Raw genomic sequence first — 24,158 nt, 5'->3', positions numbered from 1 at the left:
TGCTGTGAAGCAACGAACACGATCCGCGCTTGGATTATACACTGTAGCGGGTGTAGTTATTGTATTCGCCTTATTACTGAGCGCGTTACGTTTTTCCCTGCCTTACATTAACCATTGGCGTTCACCCATTGTTGCACACTTACAAAAAGTCAGTCATTTGCCACTGCAAATCGGGCAACTCTCTGCGCGTTGGAAGCATGGTGGGCCACAATTAATTCTTGATGATATCAGTTTAGTTACACCCACTTTACATGCCGATGTTGGCCAGATGAGGCTACAAGTTAATGTGTGGCAATCACTTTGGCAACGGCGTTGGCAATTTAATGAGCTGACCTTTTCCAATGCAGATATTAATCTCAATGCGACGCTTGATGGGCGCACCTTTGAGCAAAGTCAGCCAACAGATACTGCGCAATTACAACGTATTGGTGATTTGGTATTTGAGCAGTTGACTCGCTTTGATCTGCGTAATAGCCAGTTAGCCTTTTTAAGCCCAAACGGAGAACATATTCGCTTGGATGTAGAGCAATTGCGCTGGTTAAACCGTAAAACACGGCACCAGGCAGAAGGCGTGATTGTACTGCAGGGCAATAACCACACTTATGGCCAACTTGATTTACGGCTTGATTTACAAGATGGCGAGCGCCGATTAGCAAATGGACAAATTTATCTGCAAGGAAAACAGCTTAATATTCAGCCATGGCTAACTGAGAATATTGAAAATGTCACGGGGTTGCGTTCAGCACAAGTGAGCGCCTCGATCTGGTTAGATATTGCAAATAATGATATTCAGCAAGGCGTTGTTCAGTTGAATGATGGCCAAAGCCACTGGAGTGATGCTGCCGAACAGCATACATTGGGCTTTTCGCTTTTACAGATGAATATCCGCCGTGAGGGGGGGATATTACAAGCGCAGATCCCTGATTTAGCGTTAACTTCTGATGGTATACGCTGGCCATTAAGCTCACTTTCGTTTTCACTGAGCCCAACACAGTTTACTTTGCAATCTGGTGCGCTTGATCTGGCGCGGATCACCCCATTTTTGTCATTTATGTCAATGTTGAGTAAACCTACTGCTCAACTGCTACAACACCTCTCACCACGTGGGCAGATAAATCAGGTGCAATTGAGTTTACCAAGGGCAAACCCTGCACTGGTTAGTGGCAACATACAGTTTAGCCATTTAGCTTGGCAACAATGGGAAGCGTGGCCAGGGATCAGTGCTGTATCGGGTCACTGGCAAGGCTCATTGGCAAGATCGCAACTGCAACTTCATACAGCAAATGCTCAATTTAGCTATCCTAAGCAATTTCCTGAACCTATTACTTTGCGCAACAGTAGACTCACGCTTGATCTGCAATCTGATGAACAAGGCTGGTCTGTATGGAGCTCACAAACTGATTTACGCACCCCTTATTTGCAGTTTAACGGGCAATTTCGCCTCAATTGGCCAAATAAACAACCGCCATGGCTCAGTATTCTTGCAGGAATTAACTTAAATCAAGCAGCACAAGCGTGGCGCTATTACCCACATGCTCTAATGGGAAAAGGGCTAACCTCTTATTTAACCCCCACACTTAAAGCGGGGCAGGTAACAGGCGCATCACTGTTGTGGGCAGGTAATCCCTTACAATTTCCTTATAAACAAAACAACGGTGTATTTCAGGTTAAAGTGCCTGTACGCCATGCTACGTTTGCGTTTGATCCGCATTGGTTACCACTGACTGACTTAAATATTGATCTGCTATTTGAAAATGATCGCTTGTTGATGAACAGCCCACATGCGCGTTTAGGGGCAGCAACAGCAACAAAAATTGCGGCAAGCATTATACCATTGCGGGCAGATGCGATATTAAACATTGCTGCCAATGTACAAGGCAATGCACCCGATGTTCAGCACTACCTGACGCAATCACCACTGCGTCATTCTGTAGGATCGGCATTATCAGAAATTGAGATCCATGGCTTAGTTAAAGGTGCACTAGCGTTAGCTATTCCACTCAATGGTGCAGCTGCTGATGCTAAAGGTCAAATTGAGTTGCCTGATAATCAATTACGCCTAAAAGCATTGAATTTACCATTAGACTCCGTGAAAGGTTATTTTCGGTTTGATAATGGCACTCTAACAAGTGGCCCACTGACCGCTACGTTGTGGCAGCAGCCAATGACGCTCAGTTTTATGACTCAGCAGCAAAATAACCGTTATCATATTGGTGTTGATCTGGCAGGAAACTGGGCAGCGTCAGCATTGATGCGCCCGTACCCCTCTCCTATCTGGTCAAAATTAGGGGGGCATTTACCCTGGAAAGGGCATGTTAATATTACATTACCAGCACAAGGTGGGGCAGATTATCACGTTAAACTGCAAGGCAGTACTGCTCAGGTACGCAGTGCGTTACCCGCTCCGTTTGGTCCAGCAGCATGGCGTGCAGCAAACTGGCAAGCCGAAGCGAAGGGGAATTTGCAACAACTGGTAGTGAAAGCACAACTTGGTGCATTAGCTGCGTTTCAAGGGGAGTGGCAGCTTGATAAACGTGTTGAGCTACGTAAAGCCAGCCTTATCCTTGGTAAGAGCACTTCAAAGGTCAATCCATCCGCGCGTACAACATTGGTTGTGAATGTGCCTGAAATTGATGCTGATGGTTGGTTGCGTTTATTGAATGTTAACCCTTTAAGCTCTGTAAATAACCACAGAAGTCTGAGTCCGCAGATACAGCCTTTCTTGCCAGAGTATTTGAAAGTTAATGTGGCAACACTCAAATTGGCAGAGCAAAAATGGACAGATCTCTTGGTGAATGGGCAATCAAGCGGTAAAACATACCAATTAAACGCTTATGGTCAACAAATTCGTGGGCATGCAATTATCAGTGCAAAATCCCCATGGTTATTGAATCTATCATATTTTTATTTTGATCCTGAGCCGATTGATCCTGAATTGAGATCTTCTTCGCAGATGTCATCTCAGTATCCTGCAAATCAGCCTAATCAACAAAATGTTAACAATGCAATCAATAACGCTGCTTCAGATATCAATTTCAATCAGTGGCCAGCAATGCAGTTACGCTGCAGTAACTGTTGGTTAAATCAACACTATTTTAAGCAAATTCAAGCAGATATCACACCATCAGCAGAGCAGGTTTTATTGTCAAACGGTCTTATTGATAGTGGTTTTGGCAAGATAACACTCAAGGGACGTTGGGCGCGTAGTGCGATAGGCAATGAGTCAACAGAGCTGCAAGCACACTTACGAACCGATAATTTTTCTACTATGTTAGCCGCATTGGGGATTGCGATTCCTTTACGGGATACTGCAACAGATATTAAAGCTGATTTACGTGCAGCGGGTGCACCATGGCAATTGCTATCGCCTTCACTTTCTGGAACGGTAGCACTAAATATGCGTAAAGGTATGATTGCAGATATTGGTGGAAGAACAGGACAAGTGTTGCGCTTGATCAGTACAGACTCCCTTCTGCGTAAATTAAAACTCGATTTTAGTGATGCCTTTCAAGAAGGGTTTTTCTACGACAAGATAACCGGTAACGCAGTGATTAATCAGGGTATACTAAAAACAGATAACCTATTAATTGATGGTCTGCTTGCAGATATTGCGTTAAAAGGATCAGTAAATTTGATGCAACGAACGCTAAATATGGAAGCCCTTATCGCACCTGAGTTAGGTGCAGGGCTTTCGGTTGCTACTGCGTTTGTGGTAAACCCTGTTGCAGGTCTTGCGTTATTTACAGCATCACAGGTGTTATCTCCATTATGGAGCAAAATCTCGTTATTACGTTACCATCTTGGCGGTAGTGTAGATAACCCGGTGATTAAAGAGACACAGCGTATAGAAAAAGGAAGTTTCTGATGGACGCGCGCAAACCTAATATCGCCCTTTTACAATTATGCAGTGGCAATGATATTCAACTAAACCTATTGCAAATAGAAGGGCAACTTAAACAACTCGATGAGTCTGTAAAGCTAGTCGTATTGCCAGAAAATGCGTTGCTGTTTTCTGATGCCATTGCCTATCGTGGCCATGCCGAAAAACAAGGTGAAGGGCGTTTACAGCAAACATTGGCTACCCTGGCGCAACGTTATAACAAATGGTTACTCGTAGGATCAATGCCACTGTATCAGGCCGAGCATACCCATCATCTTACAAGCAGTACGTTATTATTTGATAATATTGGCCATATTCAAGCACGGTATGACAAAATTCATCTGTTTGATGTGGAAATTGCTGATCAGCAGGGGCATTATCGTGAATCTGATATTTATCAACATGGCCAACACTTGCAAGTCGTTGACTCACCTGTTGGTAAATTGGGCCTATCTATCTGCTATGATTTACGTTTTCCAGGATTATACCAACGTTTACGCGAGCTAGGTGCTGAAGTTTTAGTAATTCCATCAGCCTTTACCACCATGACAGGCGAAGCGCATTGGGAAGTACTTTTACGTGCTAGAGCTATTGAGAATCAGTGTTGGGTGTTGGCGGCTGCTCAAGTTGGTGGGCACTCACCTTCAAGGCACACTTGGGGTCATAGTATGGTTGTTGATCCGTGGGGAATGATTGTGGCAGAACAGCCAGAGCGCGTTGCGCCACTACAAGCATGTGTTGATATCTCTTTACTGCCCGTATTACGCCGCCGTATGCCTGTGCATCAACATAACCGTTTTCAAACTCAATTTCGAAATAGCGCAGACCCAATTAAGTAGCGCAAAATAAAAAGTATACTCATAGTCTTGAGATAATATTTTGCACTAACTCTCCTATTAAGTATGTTGTATGGTTGCTTAGATTTCCTAATGCGATGTGCAGCCAATAACAATGTGTTTTTCAATGTGCTATTTGGTAAAAAATTAAAGAGTATATTCAATGAGCCTGAATACCGTCAGTGAGCATTTACTATTACCTACTGGTTTAGAGATTAAAGATCTTGAATCAACATTAAACCTGCTGGCGGAACGTCACATTGACTATGCCGACCTCTATTTTCAGTCAAGTTACCATGAAGCCTGGGTGTTAGAAGACAGCATCATTAAGGATGCATCCTATAACATTGATAAAGGTGTTGGTGTTCGAGCGGTGAGTGGTGAAAAAACGGGTTTTGCTTACGCAGATCAAATCACACAAGCAAGCTTACAGCAGAGTGCGCTTGCCGCGCGTGGAATCGCCCAACAAACCGTGCGTGGCACAGTACAGCGTTTTGTACCGCAAAGCCACAGTGGTATTTATCTGCCGGTTAATCCGCTTGGCAGTTTAAGCCGTGAAGATAAAATCGCACTGTTGCATAAGGTGGATAAAGCTGCTAGAGCTGAAGACTCGCGGGTATGTGAAGTTAGTGCTAGCTTAACAGCCGTATATGAAGAAGTCTTGGTTGCTGCAACCGATGGTACATTGGCCGCTGATATTCGCCCGCTTGTGCGCTTATCCGTGAGTGTACTGGTGGAACATGATGGCTTACGTGAACGAGGCTCTGCAGGCGGTGGTGCACGTACAGGCTATAGCTACTTTATGCAGCAAGAAAATGGCGATATGCGCGCAGTCGCCTACGCAAAAGAGGCTGTGCGTCAAGCATTAGTAAATTTACGAGCAACGCCTGCTCCTGCCGGTACAATGCCTGTTGTATTAGGTGCCGGTTGGCCAGGCGTGCTGTTGCACGAAGCTGTCGGACATGGCCTAGAGGGCGATTTTAACCGCAAAGAAGCGTCCGTATTTTCTGGTCGGATAGGTGAGCTGGTGGCATCTCCTCTGTGTACCATTGTTGATGATGGCACACTGGCACACCGTCGAGGATCGGTCAATATTGATGATGAAGGGGTTGCTGGCCAGTACAATGTGCTAATTAAAGAGGGTATTTTGCAAGGATATATGCAAGATAAGCTTAATGCTCGTTTAATGGGGGTTGCACCAACCGGAAATGGTCGTCGGGAATCATACGCGCATCTGCCAATGCCACGGATGACCAACACTTACATGCTGGCCGGAGAGCAAACTCCAGAGCAAATTATTAGCAGTGTTGAGTATGGGCTATATGCACCAAACTTTGGTGGTGGTCAGGTTGACATTACCTCTGGTAAATTTGTTTTTTCAGCTTCTGAAGCTTACCTCATTGAAAATGGGCAGATTACTCGTCCAGTTAAAGGGGCAACACTGGTTGGCTCAGGTATTGAAGCTATGCAACAAGTCTCTATGGTAGGGAATGATTTAAAACTCGATCAGGGTGTTGGTGTTTGTGGTAAAGAGGGGCAAAGTATGCCTGTGGGTGTGGGACAACCGACCTTGAAACTTGATTCGATGACCGTAGGTGGTACTGCCTAAATACGCATGATGTATTGCAAGACAGTGTACTAAATAATAAGAGCCTATAGCGTGTAATCTATAGGCTCTTTTTTTATGGGTGTTTGTGCTTGTCGATTGGCTAAACAGGAAAAGCCGTAATCATTTTACGTATCAGTAGGTATTACTGAGCGGAATCTGTTTGATCAAAATCGGTATTTTCTAATTGCTCACGTTGTTCAGCCAGCTCTTTTAAATACTGGAAAATTTCGCGATAGGCTTTCGGGGGTTTATTATCAGCTCGCTCTTTTACCGCACTGCGAACTAAATTGCGCAAATGCTGGCGATCTGCCTGTGGAAAATCATTGAGTACTAGTTGTAAGTCAGCATCACCATTTTCAACTAAACGATCACGAATATGCTCAAATTTATGAAATAATGCAATCTGCTGATTATGGCGATTTTTCATTTTATCAAGTGCAATAATGATTGGTTCTACATCACGTGAACGTAGCATTTTACCAATAAATTGCACCTGACGACGTAGCCCCTCTTTCTTGATTTTTTGTGCTAATTCAATTTCAACACGCAGTTCATCATCCAGAGGAATGCGGCTTAATGCCTGACGACCTAGCGAGATAAGCTCTTGTCCTAGCACTTTAAGTGCTTCGGCATCACGCTTTATCTCGCTTTTACTGACCCAAATAATCTCATCATCGTCATCATTTTTTTGCCAATCTTGCTCATTATTGTGCGGCTTTTTCATCATTGCACTCACTTTATAAAAGATAATACCCTGATTCTATCAGGTTAGTGCGACGGCTGCGAAATTGCAGAGTATTCCTGATATGCTTACACACAAATTTTTTTGCAAACAGGCTGGATTTATGGACGCAGTGACTCAAGTAACGAAGCAGCGGCAAGAATTAGAACATGCAGTTTCTCGCGCACTCGCATTAGCAGCAAAAGAGAGTGATGCTGCAGAAGTGGCAATCACTAAAACAACAGGGCTAAGTGTCAGCACCCGTTTAGGCGAAGTCGAGAATGTGGAGTTTAACAGTGATGGTGCTTTAGGCATCACTGTGTTTCGTAATCAATGTAAAGGCAGTGCCTCAACCACCGATCTCAGTGAGCACGCTATTTACCAAACGGTTGCTGCGGCACTAGACATTGCTAAACATACCTCCCCCGATCCTTATGCTGGCCCTGCAGATAAAGCATTAATGGCATTTGAAGCCCCTGATTTGGATCTGTTTCACCCTATGCACATTGATCCTGATCTAGCTGCCCATTATGCGATTGAAGCAGAAAAAAATGCCTTGGCAGTAGATCCTCGTATTACTAATAGTGATGGTGCAGCATTTAATAGCCATTATGGCGTAAATGTGTATGGTAATAGCCACGGTTTATTGCACAGTTATCCTTCGAGCCGCCACTCATTATCATGCAGCATGATTGCAGAACAACATGGAGAAATGGAGCGTGATTATAGCTATACCGTAGCACGTGATATTGCCGATTTGATGAGTGCTGAGTGGGTTGGGAAAGAGTGTGCGCGTCGTACAATTAGCCGTTTAGGTGCACGTAAAATCGCGACAACCAACGCACCCGTCCTGTTTTCATCTGAAGTCGCAACTGGATTGATTGGGCATATGGTTTCTGCAATTAGCGGAGGAAACTTGTACCGTAAATCCTCATTCTTGCTCGATCATTTAGGGCGGCAGATTTTACCAAGTTGGTTTAATATTGTTGAAAGGCCACACTTGTTGAAAGGATTAGCCTCAACACCGTTTGATAGTGAAGGTGTACGCACTCAAGATTTACACATTATTCAAAACGGTGTGTTACAAACCTACCTACTGACAAGCTATGCGGCGCGTAAAATGGGCATGCAAGCAACAGGGCATGCTGGCGGTATTCATAACTGGCAAGTTCAACATAGTGGGCAAAACTTTAGTCAATTGTTGCAACAGATGGGCACTGGGTTACTTGTCACCGAGTTAATGGGGCAAGGTGTTAACAGTGTCACGGGTGATTATTCACGGGGTGCTGCTGGCTTTTGGGTTGAGAACGGTGAAATTGCCTATCCAGTCTCAGAAATTACGGTTGCTGGAAATCTCAAAGAGATGCTGGCAAATATTGTTGCAGTGGGCAGTGATTATGAATTGCGCTCAACAATTCAAACGGGCTCTATTTTACTCGACACACTGAAAATTGCAGGGCGTTAATAATATTGCATCAGTAATGAGTATTGCTCGATAGAGTTTATCTATTTAAGCACTATCGAGCATACAGTTTAAAGAGCGTTGAATATAATAAAGTAGTTATATTCTATGTAGGGAAATAAAACAGAAAAATAAAATGTTTATCCTTATGTTTTTATATTAATAAGCAACGTAACAAATAGAAATAATATGATTATAACCACACTGAATATTAGTCGGTAATGGCTTATTTTTATATCATAAAATAATTGTGACTTGTCAGCAAATCGTTATACTCTAAGCATGTTTTATATTTGTTTTTTTATGTGAAGCATAGGAGTGTGTAGCAAATGAGTACAATTAAAACCCAGAAAGTCAGTAAGCTCTTGGCATTAACCCTTGGTGCTGCATTGTCACTTTCAGCAGTAAGCCTACCAGCACATGCTGATGTTGAAGCCTCAATGAAAACCATTGCACGTAACTACCGTGCAGCAGGAAAAGCTGATACACCAGAAATGCTGAAAAAAGATTTACAAGCAATTAAAGCCGCAGCGTTGCAAGCAAAAGAGCAAATGCCCACCAAACCAAAAGGTATAACAGCAGATAGCCATGCTCATCACACTTATATTGAGGGGTTAGATAAGCTGCTTGGTCAAACCGATCATGCCATCACGTTGGTTGATGCAGGTAAAATAAAAGACGCTAAAGCGATATTAAATGAGATGAAATTAACACGTGATCATTATCATAAAGAATTGAAAGTAAAAGACTAAACTATGCGAAAGCACTGGGATAGTGTTGTAAGAACAACCCATTGGCTGATTGCGGTAGGCTTTGTGGCCAACCGCTTTATTAATGAGCCAGGAGGTGCTGTTCATGAGTGTTTTGGCTGGTTAATTCTGGTGTTGGTGATCGTCCGGCTACTGTGGGGGATCAGTTTTGCACCTTTACCTGCACGGTTACGTCAATTTTTACCTAGTTGGCGTAGATTGCAACATCATTGGGTTGAAATAAAAGCACGTCAATTTCCTTCAGAATTAGGGCATAATGCGTTGGGTGCACTTGCTGTTTGGGCATTTTGGTTGGGGTTGATATTACTGGTATTAACTGGTTGGGCCCAAGATACGGAATTAGGTGATAACTGGCCAATTAGCACATTACACAGTGGTTTAGCCAATGCATTAACTATACTTGTCATAGTGCATATTATTGGTATTGTGGTGATGTCATATTGGAGTAAACGGAATCTCATTGCTGCTATGCTACCTGATGTTTTTGGTCAAGATAACGATAGAGCAAAAAAATAAGTTATAATAAGTTTATATAGGAATAAAAAATGATGTTTAATCATTTTTGTCTTTATTGACGATGATATTTATTATCACACAGTGAAGGCTGCTAAATTAACTATTATGGGGTACTGTTTATACTTCCGCTGCATAAAGCATATAAAATTATTTAAATTAATTTTGAGTGACAGTCTTATAATAAAAGTGATGTATACACATCACTCTTCATTAAATCCATCATTAATCAATGTAATTACGGCATAGAGAGCTTCTTGTGCTTGTGGGCCATCAGCTTGCACTTCAATTGTTTGCCCTTGCGCAGAAGCGAGCATAATCATTGCCATAATGCTGCTACCCTCTGCCTCTTTACCATCATCACTGCGTAGCCTAATTTCAGCATCAAAGCTCTGCATGAGCTCAAACAGTTTCATTGCTGGGCGTGCGTGCAGACCTAGCCGATTTTTAATTTCAACTGTTGTTTTGAGCATCTTTAGGTCGCTTTTCTAATGTTCGATGGCGTGATTGCACATTTTTACCCCGTGTACGAAAGTAATCAGCCAGTTGCTCAGCAATATAGACAGACCGATGTTTACCCCCTGTACACCCAATTGCAACCGTAAGATAACTGCGGTTATTGGTTTCGAGCATGGGTAACCACTGCTCAAGGTAACTGCGTGTTTGATAAATAAAGTTATGTACTTCAGTATGTCGAGCTAAAAATGCTGCAACAGGTTTATCTAGACCGGTCATTGGGCGTAATTTAGGATCCCAATGCGGGTTAGGTAAAAAACGCACATCAAAAACATAGTCAGCATCAATGGGAATGCCATGTTTGAAGCCAAATGACTCAAATACCATGGTTAATTCCCGCTCACGCTTACCGAGTAGCCGTGAACGCAGCATTTCGGCTAACTCATGCACCGACATCTCTGTGGTATCAATCACCAAATCGGCACGTGAGCGTAGTGGCTCTAGTAGCTCATTTTCAGTATCAATGGCACTTTCAAGGGATAAACTCTGGCTAGAGAGCGGGTGCAAACGGCGGGTATCACTGTAGCGTCGAATCAGTGCGTTACGGTCAGCATCTAAAAATAGCAATTGAGGGATAAAACCTTCAGGCAGATCGCCTAATGCTTTATCTAGCTCGGCTGGAGAGTCAGGCAAGTTACGTACATCAATACTGACTGCCGCAGAGGTTTGTCTATCAAGCAGCGTTTTTGCTAACTCAGGTAACAGAGCTACCGGTAAATTATCGACACAGTAAAACCCCATATCTTCAATTGCACGTAAGGCAACTGATTTTCCTGAGCCTGAACGTCCACTGACGATCATTAACATCATGATCGTGACTCCCTTATTCTGCTTCTGCAATCAAAATCTGATACAGCTCTTCATCAGTTTGAGCTGTTCTTAAACGTCGGCAGATAGTTTTATCTGACAACTGCTTTGCCACTGCTGACAAGGTTTCTAAATGCTCTTTACATTGATCTTCGGGCACTAACAGTGCAAATAATAGGTCAACGGGTTGATTATCAATAGCATCAAATGGAATCGGTTGCTCACTGCGCAAAAATACAGCGACCGTTGTGCTACCAACGTCAGTTTTTCCGTGTGGAATGGCAATCCCATTTCCAATACCGGTACTGCCCATTTTTTCCCGCGCTAACATTGCCTCAAACAGCGTTTGAGCCGGAATATTTACGCGTTGTGCTGCCAGCTCACTGATAATTTCTAGTGCGCGTTTTTTGCTGGAGCAATGGACTGCACTTCGCGTACAGTCCAGTGAAAGCACAGTGCTTAGTTGCATAATTACTGCTTGTGTAGTTTATCTTTATGTTTAGTGAGCTGACGAGAGAGCTTATCAATCAGCAGATCAATGGACGCATAGAGGGTTTCGTGTTCAGCAGAAGCATGAAGTTCACCCGCATTAACGTGCAGCGTAGCTTCAGCGATTTGAACATTTTTCTCAACCGTTAAAACCACATAGACATTATTAATATGCTCAAAAAAGCGTTCTAGCTTACTGAATTTTGTCCCGACATAGTCGCGTAACGCTTCTGTGATTTCTACATTATGACCTGACAGATTAATTTGCATAAGCGTCTTTCCTCATCTTGTTGTATCAAACCAAGCGTTTACGCTGATTAGATGGGGGTATCGCAAGTGATTCACGGTATTTAGCAATTGTCCGCCGTGCAACCATGATCCCCTGATCCGCAAGCATTGAGACTATTTTGCTGTCGCTCAACGGTTTTGCGGTGTTTTCTTCTGCAACCATCCGCTTTACAAGAGCACGAATCGCTGTAGAGGAGCACTCACCACCGTCATCGGTATTGACGTGGCTAGAAAAAAAATACTTAAGCTCGAAAATACCCCGTGGGCAGTGTAAAAATTTTTGTGTCGTAACACGAGAGATCGTTGACTCGTGCATATCTACACGTAATGCCACATCAGCCAATACCATTGGCTTCATGTACTCATCACCGTACTCAAAAAAATCCTGTTGATGTTCGACAATACAACATGCCACTTTGAGTAGCGTGTCATTGCGGCTCTCTAAACTTTTAATCAACCACTTTGCATCTTGCAAGTGGGATCGAATAAATTGTGAGTCAGCACTGTTATTTGTTTGGCGTGACATAGCCGCATACTGCGGATTAATCGATAAACGCGGTGTTGCATCACCGTTGAGTTTAACATGCCATACACCGGCTATTTTTTTAACTGCCACATCAGGAATAATGTATTCAGTTTCACGTTGACCAATGCGCAACCCAGGTTGAGGGTCGAACGTTTGAATTAATGCCATCGCTGCTTTTAAATCATCATCTTTTAATCGTGTTTCACGGGTTAACCCTCGAAAGTCACGGTTTGCCAGCAACTCAAGATGATTATCAATAATCATGTGCGCTTGCTTATGCGCAGGTGTATTTTTTGGCAATTGTTTTAACTGTATGAGTAAGCACTCACGTAGATCACGGGCTGCAATGCCAAGTGGATCAAAATGTTGTACACGTGTAAGAACGGCTTGTATCTCATCAATATCAATACTGTTATCACCAAGGCTTGCGTGGATCTCTTCGAGTGATTGAGTGAGGTAGCCGGCATCATCAATAGCATCAATAAGTGCAATGGCAATAGCATAATCAATATCACTCATACGTGATAACTGCGCCTGCCAAAGAAGATAATCATGCAAGGATTCACACGTTTCACCCTGATAGAGCGGTGTTTCACTATCAGTATCTACAGTATGGTTGCTAAGAGCCGTTGATGCACCATAAGTGCTATAAATATCCTCCCAAGAGGCATCTACGGGGAGCTCTTGTGGCATATGTTGCTGATCAAGTGCATCACGAGAATCAAAGTCATGCTCTGCATACTCATCATGCTCTGCATATTCATCATGCAATGCGTGTTCTTGATTATCGGTTAAGCTGGTCTCTGATCCCAGATTCGTTGACTCTGGTATTTCAAGAGGCATCTCTTCAATATCGTCAACAAGTTCGAGCAGTGGATTACTGTCGAGTGCTTGCTGGATCTCTTGCTGTAGCTCAAGTGTTGACAACTGCAACAAGCGAATAGCCTGTTGTAACTGAGGTGTCATCGCTAATTGCTGACTAAGTTTGAGTTGTAAACTTGGCTTCATGTAACCTCAAATACCTGTTACACCTTCACACTGAAGGAAAAATAAATAATGCAACATTGATATAAAATCGAGATGTAATGTGTAACCAACACATAATCAAATAGAGATACTGTGATACAGACGATAATACGCTATAAACGGAATTGATCACCTAGATATACACGCTTGACGTGTTCGTCTTCCAAAACCTCTGCGGGTGTTCCATGTGCAATCATATGGCCTTGGCTAACAATATAAGCATGTTCACAAACATCAAGAGTTTCGCGTACGTTATGGTCAGTAATCAGTACACCTAAACCACTGTCACGCAAGTGTTCAATAATTTTTTTGATATCAATGACGGAGATCGGGTCAACGCCTGCAAAAGGTTCATCAAGTAGAATAAACTTAGGATTTGCAGCTAATGCTCGTGCAATTTCAACGCGTCGACGCTCACCGCCTGATAGTGCTTGCCCTAAGCTATTGCGAATATGCTGGATATGAAACTCATCAAGTAACTCTTCAGCACGATCATTACGGCCTTTATCATCTAAATCTTGTCGAGTTTCGAGTACTGCCATCAGATTGTTATAGACACTTAATCGCCGAAAAATAGAGGCTTCTTGCGGTAAATAACCAATGCCTTTGCGTGCACGTGCGTGCATCGGCAATAAACTGATATCTTCATCATCAATACGAATACTGCCGTTATCACGTGCAACTAAACCAACCACCATATAAAACGTGGTTGTTTTACCTGCACCGTTTGGCCCAAGCAAACCGACAATCTCACCCGATTTCACTGTTAGGCTAACATCAACCACCACTTTGCGGCCTTTATAGCTTTTGGCTAAATTTTCTGCGATTAACGTTGCCATTTAGTTGCTACTTTTCTTGTCAGAGTTATTAAGTTGAGCTGGCTGTAACACAGTAACAACCTGCTGACCTTTATTACTGAACGCTTCCATCTGCTGTTTTTGCATTAAATAGGTAATACGATCAGCTTTTACACTACTGTCTAACTGTTTGAGCTCTGCATTGTCGATCAGTTCAACGAAATCAGTAGCTAAATCGTAACGCATTTTATCTGCATAGCCGTCGACCGGTTTTCCGTTATCTTGCATCTGGTAGAAGGTCGCTGGTTTACCAAAGGCCTCAATAATCTCTTTGCCTTTTTTGTCTTTTGGTCGGATAACGACAACTTTATTGGCAGTGACTTTTATTGTGCCTTGTGTGAGTACGACATTACCGGTGAAAACAACGGTATTGGTCGCCAGATCAAGAGATTGCTGTGCTGAGTTGATGTTAATTGGTTGATCAGTATCGCCTTTTAAGGCAAATGCAGGTCGGCTTAATATCACTAAAGTCAACGCGGCCAGTAAACTACGGTTTTTTAATTTCATAATACGATTTTACCTGCTCTTGAAGTGCGGCGGTTCGATTGCGTAAGTTACCGATCATTTTTAGACCGGTCGAGGTGAAGTTAGTACCGTACAGTTTTACTTCAACATCTGAGGTTATATCTTGTGTTTTTAGATCAATAGTTGCTTGTTGAGTTTCTAACCGTTCAAGCTGTGAGTCAGGTGTTAAGCTGTTTACTTCAACATTTTTTTTCAAATAAAGGGTACGGTCTTTCGTTAAGATGGCACTGTCTGCACGCACCATCCAGATTGGAACGCCTTTTTCTGAATAGAGCGTCATCAGGGGTTGAGTAAAATCGGTATCTCCGGTCTCTGCGTAATATTTTACCTTGGTTGATACTAATTTATAGTGCAATTTACCTTCGGGATCATACACCACGGTGAGCATGTTATTGCCCCAAAACGAGGGATCACCTTTGGTCATCCCTGGAAGTGTTGGGGTACCTTGCTTAGAGGTGGTTGCTAACCACCCCATCAGTATTAGTACAATCGCGCCGAGAAACAGACTCAGGCGAACATTCATATTGAGTGTCCCTGTGCACTATCAAGTTTACCTTGTGCCAGTAAAATCAGATCGCACAATTCACGCACTGCACCATGCCCCCCTTTAAATTGGGTAGTGTAGTCTGCGCGTGGCAGTAATAGTGGATGAGCATCTGCAACACAAACAGACAAACCTACCTCTTTCATTACTGGCCAATCAATCAAGTCATCGCCAATATAAGCAACGTGTTCAGGGCGCAGATTCAGAGTGCTTAATAGCTCACGAAAGGCGATGATTTTATCAAGCTGCCCTTGGTATAAATGTGTAATACCCAGTGTTTTTGCACGGTTAGCAACGAGCTGTGATGAGCGACCCGTAATAATACCCACTTCAATATCTGAGGTCAGTAGGCAGCGAATACCATAACCATCGCGCACATGAAATGCTTTTAGCTCTTCGCCCTGATTGCCCATATAAATTAACCCATCAGACAGCACGCCATCAACATCGCAAATAAGTAACTTAATTTGCGCAGCACGCTCCAGTACCGAGCGTTCTACGGCACCGTAACAGGTATCAATTAACATTATACTACTCCAGCTTTTAACAGATCATGCATATGGATAACGCCCACAAGCACGTCATTTTGTGTCACTAATAGACACGAAACACACTGTTTTTGCATCATGTTAAGTGCTTCAACAGCTAATGATTCAGGATCAATACGCAGACCGCCGCGTGTCATGACACTCTCGATAACAATATTATTCAGATCATGGTGTAAGTCGAATACTCGGCGTAGATCGCCATCAGTAAAAATGCCCTGAATATGCAACATGTCATCACAAATTACTACCATTCCCAGTTTCTTGCGGGAAATTTCCAATACGGTATCGCGTAAACTGGCTGTTGGCGAGATAAAAGGCAGATCATCACCGGTATGCATAATGTCTTTTACTTTTAGTAGCAACTTACGACCAAGTGCACCACCAGGGTGTGATAGTGCAAAGTCATCAGCCGTAAAGCCACGGGCTTTAAGCAGCGCGATAGCCAAGGCATCGCCCATAACTAAAGTGGCTGTGGTGCTTGATGTTGGAGCAAGCCCAAGTGGGCAGGCTTCTTGCGGTACATGAATACACAAGTGAGCATCTGATAGCCGCCCCATGGTGCTATCAGGTTTACTGGTCATACAGATCAATGGGTTACCAAGACGCTTAATCACTGGGATCAAGGTTAAGATCTCGTGCGCTTCACCAGAGTTTGAGATAGCCAATACCACATCATCGCGACTTAGCATGCCTAAGTCACCGTGGCTTGCTTCCCCTGGGTGAACAAAAAATGCTGGAGTGCCTGTACTGGCAAAAGTTGCCGCAATTTTACGCCCAATATGGCCTGATTTTCCCATCCCCATGACAATCACTTTACCGCTACATTCGTAAATTAATTTACAGGCGTGCGCAAAATGTGCATCAATATACTGATCGAGTTGATCAATACTGTCGCGCTCAATTGTCAGAACATGGCGTCCCCAATACTGGAAATCAAAAGCATTTGGCATCATGGCTCTCGCAAATTAAAAGAGTTTTCGTAAAAAAGGTATGCAGCAACATCATGTTAAAGTGTGTGGTTTTCTTACGCTTGCATCTGTTGCAGTAACATTGCTAGGTACGCAATAAACCCGCCTAATAGTATGAGCCCAGCAACACGGCCAATGCGTTGGCTGCGGCGAAGGCATAACACAGCCAAAAACAAGCTCGCCCCCATCATAACCATAAAATCGCGACTAAATGCTGCGGGGTCAGTTGCAAAAGGGGAAATTAATGCGGGAATACCTAATACAGTCAAAATATTAAAAATATTTGAACCAATAATATTACCAAGGGCCATATCATCTTCACCCTTGAGTGCGCCGGTAACTGAGGTTGCTAACTCCGGTAAGCTGGTGCCAATTGCGATAACGGTTAGGCCAATAATAAGCTCACTCATACCAAGGGCTTGTGCAATTATCGTGGCGTTATCCACCATCAATTTTGAAGAGAGTGGCAAAACAATCAGGCCAATAATCAGCCAAAAACTGGCTCTGCTTCGGCTCACTCCTTCAGGAATATCATCATCGGGCTCAGTACTGCCGGTGCGTGCCGCAGAGCGGGCAAGGTGTGTCATATACATCATAAACAAGACAAAGACGGCTAACAGGATAAAAGACTCAACTCTTCCTAAATAGTTGTTATACAACAAAATACCGGCTAGTACAGAAACACCCAGCATAATGGGTAATTCACGTTTAACAATGGTAGAGTTTACTTTAAGTGGGCAAATGAGTGCCACAACACCTAAGATTAATAGGATATTAGCAATATTCGAACCTATCGCATTTCCGACTGCTGTATTGCTGTGCCCACTGAATGCTGCAGTAGCAGAAACGACCATTTCAGGAGCAGATGTCCCCATACCGACAATAGTCATACCAATAATCAGCGGTGGAACATGAAAACTTTTTGCTAATGCCGCTGCACCATAAACAAGACGATCAGCACTCCATACTAATAAAACTAAACCTAACATTAATAAAGAAACGGCAAGCCACATTAAGTCAATCCTGTTGTGATAATTTGTGGTTTAATATATCTACAATGTTGCAGTACAATTTATGGCTACGACATTGATAGTGTCATTTTATTTAATTACAACATGTAATAACTGTCTGTAATAGACATGACGAGGATATGCAGTAAATCAATATCGTATTTGCATACGATATTAGGGGTAATTTTGACTGCCGAATGCAGAAAAGTAAAACAGTAACCTGCATCATTGGTATGTTGAGATATTGGTGCGGAATGCCTATCATGCCCGCGGCCTAATTATCTTAGTTATTTGAAGAGAACGTCATGACTCAGACTCACTTGGTAGAAGTCCGCAATATGCGTTTCTCCCGTGGCGATCGGCCGATTTTTGAGGATATTAACCTCAGTGTTCCCCGTGGTAAAATTACGGCCATAATGGGGCCATCAGGGATCGGCAAAACAACATTATTGCGTTTAATTGGTGGGCAATTACAACCGACTTCCGGCGAAATCTGGTTTGATGGCGATAATATCCCTACATTATCACGCCGTCAGTTGTATCACGTGCGCAAAAAAATGAGTATGTTATTCCAGTCTGGGGCGCTGTTTACTGACCTCAATGTTTTTGAAAATGTAGCCTTTGCGCTACGTGAGCACAGTCAACTGCCTGAGCCATTATTACGGAAAATCGTATTAATGAAACTGGAATCTGTAGGGCTGCGTGGTGCCGCACATCTGATGCCAGCAGAGCTTTCCGGAGGAATGGCCCGCCGTGCAGCACTTGCCCGCGCGATTGCCCTCGATCCTGAACTCATTATGTTTGATGAGCCTTTTGCAGGGCAAGATCCTATTAATATGGGGATCTTAGTCACGCTGATTCGTCAGCTCAATCAATCCTTGGGGTTGAGCTGCATTGTGGTATCGCATGATGTTCCTGAAGTTTTGAGCATTGCAGATTACGCCTATATTATTGCAGAACAACATGTCATTGCGCATGGTTCACCACAGGCATTGCGTGCGCATACCGATCCTCAGGTTCGCCAATTTCTCGATGGAAAAGCAGATGGTCCAGTTCCCTTTAGTTTTCCCGCTCAAGACTATCGTACGGAGTTATTTGGCTGATGTTACTTGATATGTTAGCGTCATTTGGTCGTAATGGGCTACAAACCTGCGCAACGTTTGGGCGAGCAGGGATTATGTTGGCAGGTGCACTGATTGGTCGGCCACAACCGCGTAAACAGTTCCCATTATTATTGCGCCAGCTATATAGCATTGGCGTACAGTCATTACTGATTATCTTAGTATCTGGGCTTTTTATTGGTATGGTGTTGGCCTTACAAGGCTACATTATTCTGGTTGATTTTGGTGCAGAAACAAGTCTTGGTCAGATGGTTGCCCTGTCACTGTTTCGTGAGCTTGGCCCTGTTGTGACCGCTTTACTGTTTGCTGGGCGCGCGGGCTCTGCCATGACTGCAGAGATAGGCTTAATGAAAGCGACCGAACAGCTCTCTAGTCTTGAAATGATGGCAGTAGACCCGTTACGTCGTGTGATTGCTCCGCGTTTTTGGGCTGGCGTTATCAGCATGCCTATCCTCTCAACTATTTTTGTGGCTGTAGGAGTATGGGGCGGTTCTGTGGTAGGCGTTGATTGGAAAGGCATTGACCACGGTAGTTTTTGGTCAGTAATGCAATCCTCAGTCAGTTGGTCATATGATTTGCTTAACGGATTTTTAAAAAGTGTGGTATTTGCCATTACTGTCATGTGGATAGCTCTATTTAACGGATACGATGCCGTCCCTACGTCGGCAGGAATTAGTCAGGCTACGACTCGCACAGTCGTGCACTCATCGTTAGCCGTATTAGCATTAGATTTTGTGCTTACCGCACTGATGTTTGGGAATTGATCAGCATGCAGCAAAATAGACGATTAGAGATAAGTGTTGGCATTTTCATGGTAGTTGGTTTAGCGGCACTGCTTTTTTTAGGGCTTAAAGTTGCTGATATTAAAGCCTTAGGCAGTGAACCTACATATCGCTTAACGGCCACGTTTGACAATATTGGTAGTTTAAAGCCACGCTCACCGGTCAAAATTGGAGGGGTAGTTATTGGGCGAGTTACGGCAATTTCGCTCAATACCAAAACATATTTACCCCAAGTTGAATTGAGTATTTTAGCCAAATATAACGACATTCCAGAAACCAGCTCACTGTCGATTCGCACTTCTGGGCTATTAGGTGAGCAGTATTTATCACTGACACCAGGTTTTATCGATACGGATACCGCTATTTTAAAAGACGGCGATAAAATAGAAGATACTAAGTCAGCTATGGTGCTTGAAGATCTGATAGGTCAGTTCTTGTACAACACCGGTGGCAGTAACAACACAACCCATACGTCAGAAACTACAACTGGCGCACAGTAAAGAATAACGTTTAGGAGAAACCGAAGATGTGGAAACGTTTTGTGATGTTGGCTCTGTTGGTTATCGCCCCTTTGGCACATGCGGCTGATACCAGTAACCCGTATGTATTGATGAATCAAGTGGCTGATCAACTGTTTACTGATTTGAAAAACAAACAACCACAGATCAAACAAAACCCTAATATGCTTAAGGATATTGTACGTAAAGAGCTAATGCCGTATGTACATGTTCGTTATGCCGGTTCACTGGTACTTGGCCGCTATTTCAAAGAAGCGACAGAAGCTCAACGTACAGAATATTTTGCTGCTTTTGATCAATACCTTGTACAAGCTTATGCACAAGCGTTAACCCTGTATTCAGGCCAAAATCTAAAAATTGAAAAAGAAAAACCGCTTGGTGATAGTAATATTGTCTCTATTCGTGTTGATGTACTTGAACCGGGTAAAACACCAACGCGTTTGGATTTTAAATGGCGTAAAAACAGTAAAACAGGTGAATGGCAAGCTTATGACATGGTTGCTGAGGGGATCAGTATGATCTCTACTAAGCAAAATGAGTGGGCAGGTGTGTTACGCTCTGGCGGTGTTGATGCATTAACCAACGTACTCAAAGAGTCTGCGGCTGTTCCTATTACATTAAAGCAGAAAAGCTAATGGCAGCACGTGTACAATGGTTACAGGTGCAGTCAGGTCAAGTTCACCTGATAGGAGAACTTGACCGTGATTCCCTTCTCGATTTTTGGGCCAAACGTGATAGCCTCATTCCCGCAGAACAAGCATGTGAGATTGATTTACGTCAGTTAACACGGATTGACTCAGCGGGGTTGGCATTTTTGATGACATTGCTAGTAGAAGCCAGTGAAAAGGGCAGTATTTGCACACTGGTTAATATACCTAGTGCGCTAGTTACGCTGATCGATTTATCGAATCTGACTAAGATTATGTCACCATATATCAACACGCCTGAGCCTAAACAGACAACACACCTTGTATAGCGCCAACCATAAAGTAATCGAGAGTAAAATATGGATAACAATGAAATTAAAAGCATCTTGGTCAATGCGTTATCTCTCGATGATGCCTACGTGACCGGTGATGGAAGCCATTTTCAGGTTATTGCTGTCAGCGAACAGTTCACAGCAATGAGCCGAGTGAAAAAACAACAAACTGTTTATGCACCTTTGATGGAATATATTGCAGATAACCGCATTCATGCGTTGTCTATAAAAGCATTGACCCCAGATGAATGGCAACGTGAACGTAAGTTTCTGCTGCCAAGCTAGTTAATCGAGAGCAGGATCCATGGATAAATTTCAAGTAACAGGGCCTAGCCGCCTACACGGAGAGGTGAACATCTCCGGAGCAAAAAACGCTGCACTGCCTATTTTATTTGCTGCACTATTGGCTGAAGAGCCGGTAGAAATTCAAAATGTCCCACATTTGCGGGATATTGACACGACCATGAAACTGTTGCGCCAGTTAGGTGCTAAAGTAGAGCGTGATGGTTCAGTATACGTTGATGCACGTAACGTTAATGAATTTTGTGCACCCTATGATCTTGTTAAAACCATGCGAGCCTCTATTTGGGCTTTAGGCCCACTGGTGGCACGTTTCGGTCGCGGGCAAGTTTCACTACCGGGTGGTTGTGCTATTGGGGCACGTCCTGTTGATCTGCACATTAGCGGGTTACGCCAGCTCGGTGCTGATATCCAACTCGAAGAGGGGTATGTTAAAGCCTCGGTAAACGGTCGTTTGACCGGTGCACATATTGTAATGGATAAAGTCAGTGTAGGTGCAACCGTCACTATCATGAGTGCTGCAACGCTTGCTACTGGTACAACAGTGATTGAAAACGCTGCGCGTGAGCCAGAAATTGTTGATACCGCAGACTTCCTTAATACCCTTGGCGCTAAAATTTCCGGTGCAGGTAGTGATCGTATTACCATCGAAGGCGTTGAGCGTTTAGGTGGCGGTGTACATCGGGTTGTCCCTGATCGTATTGAAACGGGAACGTTCCTTATCGCCGCAGCAATCTCAGGTGGCCGTGTTGTATGTCGCAATGCTAAACCAGAAACGCTCGATGCTGTATTGGCAAAACTGCGTGAAGCAGGCGCAAAAATTGAAACTGGAGATGATTGGATCAGTATTGATACCGAAGGTAATCGCTTAAAAGCGGTGAATATCCGTACTGCACCACACCCAGGTTTTCCAACAGATATGCAAGCACAATTTACCTTGTTAAATATGGTTGCAGAAGGCACTGGCGTGATTACCGAAACCATCTTCGAAAACCGCTTTATGCATGTCCCTGAACTGATGCGTATGGGAGCAAATGCGGAAATTGAAGGTAATACAGTGATCAGTAAAGGTGTTGCAACACTTAGCCATGCTCAAGTGATGGCCACTGATTTGCGTGCATCAGCGAGTTTAGTCCTTGCTGGCTGTATTGCCAACGGTGTCACTGAAGTTGACCGTATTTATCATATCGATCGGGGTTATGAGCGTATCGAAGATAAATTGCGAGGTTTAGGTGCAAAAATTGAACGGGTAAAAGCTGAAGTATAACCTGCATGTTTTTGTATTTTAGTGCATGAAAAAGGCCTGTTAGGTGTTATCTGACAGGCTTTTTCATTGCACCAATGATGATTGGCGATTGATACTTTTATTGCATTATACTCTTGCAGCGTTACTGTTGTATCGCTTATCTAAAAACATACAACGTATAGATACGCATACTCTGTCATGAGCAATAAAAGCGCAAGAGCCTCATGTGTCATCTTCGCTTAATGAATAGGATATTCACTGACTGTAACCGGAATAGTCATCTCTTTACCATCGCGGATTAGCGTTACTTGAATGGTTGAGCCTGGACGAATTTCTGCAACTTGATCCATGACACCAACAGCACTGACCGGAACTTTACCATCAATAGATGTCACAATATCGCGAACATGCAATCCTGCGATAGCCGCAGGGCTTGAAGGTTCAATTGCTCCAATAATAATGCCTTGTACACGCTCAAGATTAAAATGTGGGCTTCTTGCAGGCACAACTTCGCGACCTTGAACGCCAATATAACCACGGATCACCCGACCATCGCGGATCAGTTTACTCATTATTTTACTGGCTAACGCAACTGGAATTGCAAAACCAATCCCTTCTGCAGCCTCACCAGAGTTACTCTTATCTAAACTCAGCGTGTTAATCCCAACTAACTCACCCAAACTGTTTACCAATGCACCGCCAGAGTTACCGCGGTTGATTGATGCATCTGTTTGCAGGAAGTTTTGCCGTCCAAACGTACTCAAACCGATACGTCCAGTCGCACTGATAATTCCTTGTGTAATGGTTTGACCTAAATTATAGGGGTTACCAATAGCCAACACGATATCACCAACACGGGCAGGGCGTTCTGAGTTTTGCGGGATTTTTGGCAAATTTGTAGAGTCAATTTTTAGCACTGCTAAATCAGTCATTGTATCAGAGCCAACAAGCATTGCCTCAAAAACCCTACCATCTTGCAACGCCACAATGATTTGATCTGCACTGGCAATTACATGCTGATTGGTGAGAATGTAGCCACGCGGGTCCATAATTACCCCAGATCCTAAATTACGGATCCCCAGCGTTTGATCTTCACTGTTGTTCCCCATACTGCGGTTATAAACATTAACGACCGCAGGTGCAGCACGTCGTACCGCTGAATTAAAACTCACCGGTTGTTCAGTGCCAATAGATAAATGGGGAGCAGGTAGCCCGATAGAGCTTTTACGTATTTCAGGATAAAGCCAGAGCACCAGCAAGGCAGCCAGTATTCCTAATACAATTGCTTTAAACAGCTTTGCAAGCATAATGGCAGTC

26 protein-coding genes are annotated in these 24,158 nt (G+C 43.5%); 13 read left to right on the top strand and 13 right to left on the bottom strand.

The genetic code is table 11. The annotated features are described in order from the left end of the window. The first annotated feature begins 4 nt into the window (after window positions 1-4). The 3 genes from ACRC53_RS02465 to tldD all read left to right on the top strand — a co-directional run bounded on the left by ACRC53_RS02465 (window position 5) and on the right by tldD (window position 6,325). The gene (locus tag ACRC53_RS02465; protein ID WP_438641984.1) at window positions 5-3,865 is read left to right on the top strand and encodes a YhdP family protein; all 3,861 of its coding nucleotides are present in this window, start codon (window positions 5-7) and stop codon (window positions 3,863-3,865) included. After that, entirely contained in the window at window positions 3,865-4,719 is an 855-nt protein-coding gene (locus tag ACRC53_RS02460; protein WP_438641983.1) for a carbon-nitrogen hydrolase family protein, read from the top strand. Before ACRC53_RS02465 ends, ACRC53_RS02460 begins: the two co-directional genes overlap by 1 nt. Before the next feature lie 160 nt (window positions 4,720-4,879). Beyond that, window positions 4,880-6,325, top strand: coding sequence for a metalloprotease TldD (gene tldD / locus ACRC53_RS02455; RefSeq protein WP_438641982.1), 1,446 nt, complete (start codon window positions 4,880-4,882; stop codon window positions 6,323-6,325). A 142-nt stretch (window positions 6,326-6,467) separates the two neighbouring features. On the opposite strand, the gene yjgA is transcribed toward tldD, so the two are convergent. Further along, window positions 6,468-7,052, bottom strand: coding sequence for a ribosome biogenesis factor YjgA (gene yjgA, locus ACRC53_RS02450; RefSeq protein WP_438641981.1), 585 nt, complete (start codon window positions 7,050-7,052; stop codon window positions 6,468-6,470). Window positions 7,053-7,170: 118 nt separating this feature from the next. Here yjgA and pmbA point away from each other — a divergent pair, with 118 nt between their 5' ends. From pmbA to ACRC53_RS02435, 3 genes are all read left to right on the top strand, one after another. Beyond that, entirely contained in the window at window positions 7,171-8,511 is a 1,341-nt protein-coding gene (pmbA, locus tag ACRC53_RS02445; protein WP_438641980.1) for a metalloprotease PmbA, read from the top strand. Between the two features lie 326 nt (window positions 8,512-8,837). Continuing rightward, entirely contained in the window at window positions 8,838-9,260 is a 423-nt protein-coding gene (locus tag ACRC53_RS02440; RefSeq protein WP_438641979.1) for a cytochrome b562, read from the top strand. A 3-nt stretch (window positions 9,261-9,263) separates the two neighbouring features. After that, window positions 9,264-9,794: a cytochrome b/b6 domain-containing protein gene (locus tag ACRC53_RS02435; RefSeq protein ID WP_438641978.1), complete on the top strand. Its 531-nt coding sequence runs from the start codon at window positions 9,264-9,266 to the stop codon at window positions 9,792-9,794. A 200-nt stretch (window positions 9,795-9,994) separates the two neighbouring features. Here the strand turns inward: ACRC53_RS02435 and npr are convergent, their stop codons facing one another. The 11 genes from npr to ACRC53_RS02380 all read right to left on the bottom strand — a co-directional run bounded on the left by npr (window position 9,995) and on the right by ACRC53_RS02380 (window position 17,898). After that, window positions 9,995-10,264, bottom strand: a complete 270-nt coding sequence (gene npr / locus ACRC53_RS02430; RefSeq protein ID WP_438641977.1) for a PTS phosphocarrier protein NPr — start codon at window positions 10,262-10,264, stop codon at window positions 9,995-9,997. Next, window positions 10,245-11,117, bottom strand: coding sequence for an RNase adapter RapZ (rapZ, locus tag ACRC53_RS02425; RefSeq protein ID WP_438641976.1), 873 nt, complete (start codon window positions 11,115-11,117; stop codon window positions 10,245-10,247). Before rapZ ends, npr begins: the two co-directional genes overlap by 20 nt. A gap of 13 nt (window positions 11,118-11,130) precedes the next feature. Continuing rightward, window positions 11,131-11,583, bottom strand: a complete 453-nt coding sequence (gene ptsN / locus ACRC53_RS02420; protein WP_438641975.1) for a PTS IIA-like nitrogen regulatory protein PtsN — start codon at window positions 11,581-11,583, stop codon at window positions 11,131-11,133. A 2-nt stretch (window positions 11,584-11,585) separates the two neighbouring features. Next, a complete protein-coding gene (gene hpf, locus ACRC53_RS02415; protein ID WP_438641974.1) occupies window positions 11,586-11,873 on the bottom strand; it encodes a ribosome hibernation promoting factor in 288 nt (95 codons plus the stop codon). 25 nt (window positions 11,874-11,898) lie between these two features. Next, window positions 11,899-13,425 (bottom strand): RNA polymerase factor sigma-54, encoded by a 1,527-nt coding sequence (locus ACRC53_RS02410; RefSeq protein WP_438641973.1) that lies wholly within the window; start codon window positions 13,423-13,425, stop codon window positions 11,899-11,901. A 131-nt stretch (window positions 13,426-13,556) separates the two neighbouring features. Beyond that, window positions 13,557-14,282, bottom strand: coding sequence for an LPS export ABC transporter ATP-binding protein (gene lptB / locus ACRC53_RS02405; RefSeq protein ID WP_438641972.1), 726 nt, complete (start codon window positions 14,280-14,282; stop codon window positions 13,557-13,559). Next, window positions 14,283-14,807: a lipopolysaccharide ABC transporter substrate-binding protein LptA gene (gene lptA, locus ACRC53_RS02400; protein WP_438641971.1), complete on the bottom strand. Its 525-nt coding sequence runs from the start codon at window positions 14,805-14,807 to the stop codon at window positions 14,283-14,285. Continuing rightward, window positions 14,788-15,348 (bottom strand): LPS export ABC transporter periplasmic protein LptC, encoded by a 561-nt coding sequence (gene lptC / locus ACRC53_RS02395; protein ID WP_438641970.1) that lies wholly within the window; start codon window positions 15,346-15,348, stop codon window positions 14,788-14,790. The genes lptA and lptC overlap by 20 nt, the downstream gene beginning before the upstream one ends. Continuing rightward, on the bottom strand, window positions 15,345-15,896 hold the full coding sequence (kdsC, locus tag ACRC53_RS02390) for a 3-deoxy-manno-octulosonate-8-phosphatase KdsC (protein ID WP_438641969.1): 552 nt from the start codon (window positions 15,894-15,896) through the stop codon (window positions 15,345-15,347). Before kdsC ends, lptC begins: the two co-directional genes overlap by 4 nt. Next, window positions 15,896-16,870, bottom strand: coding sequence for an arabinose-5-phosphate isomerase KdsD (kdsD, locus tag ACRC53_RS02385; RefSeq protein ID WP_438641968.1), 975 nt, complete (start codon window positions 16,868-16,870; stop codon window positions 15,896-15,898). The genes kdsC and kdsD overlap by 1 nt, the downstream gene beginning before the upstream one ends. A gap of 71 nt (window positions 16,871-16,941) precedes the next feature. Continuing rightward, complete coding sequence (locus tag ACRC53_RS02380; protein WP_438641967.1) at window positions 16,942-17,898, bottom strand: calcium/sodium antiporter; 957 nt, start codon at window positions 17,896-17,898, stop codon at window positions 16,942-16,944. A gap of 302 nt (window positions 17,899-18,200) precedes the next feature. Between ACRC53_RS02380 and mlaF the strand changes: the two genes are divergently transcribed. The 7 genes from mlaF to murA are packed head-to-tail and all read left to right on the top strand — an operon-like array spanning window position 18,201 to window position 22,862. Then, window positions 18,201-18,998, top strand: a complete 798-nt coding sequence (gene mlaF / locus ACRC53_RS02375; RefSeq protein WP_438641966.1) for a phospholipid ABC transporter ATP-binding protein MlaF — start codon at window positions 18,201-18,203, stop codon at window positions 18,996-18,998. Further along, window positions 18,998-19,780 carry a lipid asymmetry maintenance ABC transporter permease subunit MlaE gene (gene mlaE / locus ACRC53_RS02370; RefSeq protein ID WP_438641965.1) on the top strand — a complete coding sequence of 261 codons (783 nt, stop codon included), beginning with the start codon at window positions 18,998-19,000 and terminating at the stop codon, window positions 19,778-19,780. The genes mlaF and mlaE overlap by 1 nt, the downstream gene beginning before the upstream one ends. A gap of 5 nt (window positions 19,781-19,785) precedes the next feature. Continuing rightward, window positions 19,786-20,298, top strand: a complete 513-nt coding sequence (gene mlaD / locus ACRC53_RS02365; protein WP_438641964.1) for an outer membrane lipid asymmetry maintenance protein MlaD — start codon at window positions 19,786-19,788, stop codon at window positions 20,296-20,298. 26 nt (window positions 20,299-20,324) lie between these two features. Further along, on the top strand, window positions 20,325-20,951 hold the full coding sequence (gene mlaC / locus ACRC53_RS02360) for a phospholipid-binding protein MlaC (protein WP_438641963.1): 627 nt from the start codon (window positions 20,325-20,327) through the stop codon (window positions 20,949-20,951). Beyond that, the gene (locus ACRC53_RS02355) at window positions 20,951-21,292 is read left to right on the top strand and encodes an STAS domain-containing protein (RefSeq protein ID WP_438641962.1); all 342 of its coding nucleotides are present in this window, start codon (window positions 20,951-20,953) and stop codon (window positions 21,290-21,292) included. Before mlaC ends, ACRC53_RS02355 begins: the two co-directional genes overlap by 1 nt. A 30-nt stretch (window positions 21,293-21,322) precedes the next feature. Beyond that, on the top strand, window positions 21,323-21,580 hold the full coding sequence (gene ibaG / locus ACRC53_RS02350) for a BolA family iron metabolism protein IbaG (protein ID WP_438641961.1): 258 nt from the start codon (window positions 21,323-21,325) through the stop codon (window positions 21,578-21,580). Window positions 21,581-21,599: 19 nt separating this feature from the next. Continuing rightward, complete coding sequence (murA, locus tag ACRC53_RS02345) at window positions 21,600-22,862, top strand: UDP-N-acetylglucosamine 1-carboxyvinyltransferase (protein WP_438641960.1); 1,263 nt, start codon at window positions 21,600-21,602, stop codon at window positions 22,860-22,862. A gap of 218 nt (window positions 22,863-23,080) precedes the next feature. Here murA and degS read toward each other — a convergent pair whose 3' ends face one another. Continuing rightward, window positions 23,081-24,148 (bottom strand): outer membrane-stress sensor serine endopeptidase DegS, encoded by a 1,068-nt coding sequence (gene degS, locus ACRC53_RS02340; protein ID WP_438642013.1) that lies wholly within the window; start codon window positions 24,146-24,148, stop codon window positions 23,081-23,083. Between the last annotated feature and the right edge of the window lie 10 nt (window positions 24,149-24,158).

The organism is Plesiomonas sp., from assembly GCF_051652165.1.
Classification (GTDB): Bacteria; Pseudomonadota; Gammaproteobacteria; order Enterobacterales; family CAMTGL01; genus Plesiomonas.
Note: the sequence above shows the minus strand (reverse complement) of the source record. Positions and strands in the feature narration are given on the sequence as shown.

Coding starts and splice junctions, on each gene's coding strand:
- mlaF (WP_438641966.1), top strand. CDS start 18,201: ATGACTCAGACTCACTTGGTAGAAGTCCGCAATATGCGTTTCTCCCGT.
- yjgA (WP_438641981.1), bottom strand. CDS start 7,052: ATGATGAAAAAGCCGCACAATAATGAGCAAGATTGGCAAAAAAATGAT.
- pmbA (WP_438641980.1), top strand. CDS start 7,171: ATGGACGCAGTGACTCAAGTAACGAAGCAGCGGCAAGAATTAGAACAT.
- ACRC53_RS02380 (WP_438641967.1), bottom strand. CDS start 17,898: ATGTGGCTTGCCGTTTCTTTATTAATGTTAGGTTTAGTTTTATTAGTA.
- mlaC (WP_438641963.1), top strand. CDS start 20,325: ATGTGGAAACGTTTTGTGATGTTGGCTCTGTTGGTTATCGCCCCTTTG.
- lptC (WP_438641970.1), bottom strand. CDS start 15,348: ATGAATGTTCGCCTGAGTCTGTTTCTCGGCGCGATTGTACTAATACTG.
- kdsC (WP_438641969.1), bottom strand. CDS start 15,896: ATGTTAATTGATACCTGTTACGGTGCCGTAGAACGCTCGGTACTGGAG.
- mlaE (WP_438641965.1), top strand. CDS start 18,998: ATGTTACTTGATATGTTAGCGTCATTTGGTCGTAATGGGCTACAAACC.
- ibaG (WP_438641961.1), top strand. CDS start 21,323: ATGGATAACAATGAAATTAAAAGCATCTTGGTCAATGCGTTATCTCTC.
- npr (WP_438641977.1), bottom strand. CDS start 10,264: ATGCTCAAAACAACAGTTGAAATTAAAAATCGGCTAGGTCTGCACGCA.
- ACRC53_RS02440 (WP_438641979.1), top strand. CDS start 8,838: ATGAGTACAATTAAAACCCAGAAAGTCAGTAAGCTCTTGGCATTAACC.
- ACRC53_RS02460 (WP_438641983.1), top strand. CDS start 3,865: ATGGACGCGCGCAAACCTAATATCGCCCTTTTACAATTATGCAGTGGC.
- ACRC53_RS02410 (WP_438641973.1), bottom strand. CDS start 13,425: ATGAAGCCAAGTTTACAACTCAAACTTAGTCAGCAATTAGCGATGACA.
- kdsD (WP_438641968.1), bottom strand. CDS start 16,870: ATGATGCCAAATGCTTTTGATTTCCAGTATTGGGGACGCCATGTTCTG.
- degS (WP_438642013.1), bottom strand. CDS start 24,148: ATGCTTGCAAAGCTGTTTAAAGCAATTGTATTAGGAATACTGGCTGCC.
- ACRC53_RS02435 (WP_438641978.1), top strand. CDS start 9,264: ATGCGAAAGCACTGGGATAGTGTTGTAAGAACAACCCATTGGCTGATT.
- mlaD (WP_438641964.1), top strand. CDS start 19,786: ATGCAGCAAAATAGACGATTAGAGATAAGTGTTGGCATTTTCATGGTA.
- ACRC53_RS02355 (WP_438641962.1), top strand. CDS start 20,951: ATGGCAGCACGTGTACAATGGTTACAGGTGCAGTCAGGTCAAGTTCAC.
- hpf (WP_438641974.1), bottom strand. CDS start 11,873: ATGCAAATTAATCTGTCAGGTCATAATGTAGAAATCACAGAAGCGTTA.
- ptsN (WP_438641975.1), bottom strand. CDS start 11,583: ATGCAACTAAGCACTGTGCTTTCACTGGACTGTACGCGAAGTGCAGTC.
- lptB (WP_438641972.1), bottom strand. CDS start 14,282: ATGGCAACGTTAATCGCAGAAAATTTAGCCAAAAGCTATAAAGGCCGC.
- lptA (WP_438641971.1), bottom strand. CDS start 14,807: ATGAAATTAAAAAACCGTAGTTTACTGGCCGCGTTGACTTTAGTGATA.
- murA (WP_438641960.1), top strand. CDS start 21,600: ATGGATAAATTTCAAGTAACAGGGCCTAGCCGCCTACACGGAGAGGTG.
- tldD (WP_438641982.1), top strand. CDS start 4,880: ATGAGCCTGAATACCGTCAGTGAGCATTTACTATTACCTACTGGTTTA.
- rapZ (WP_438641976.1), bottom strand. CDS start 11,117: ATGATGTTAATGATCGTCAGTGGACGTTCAGGCTCAGGAAAATCAGTT.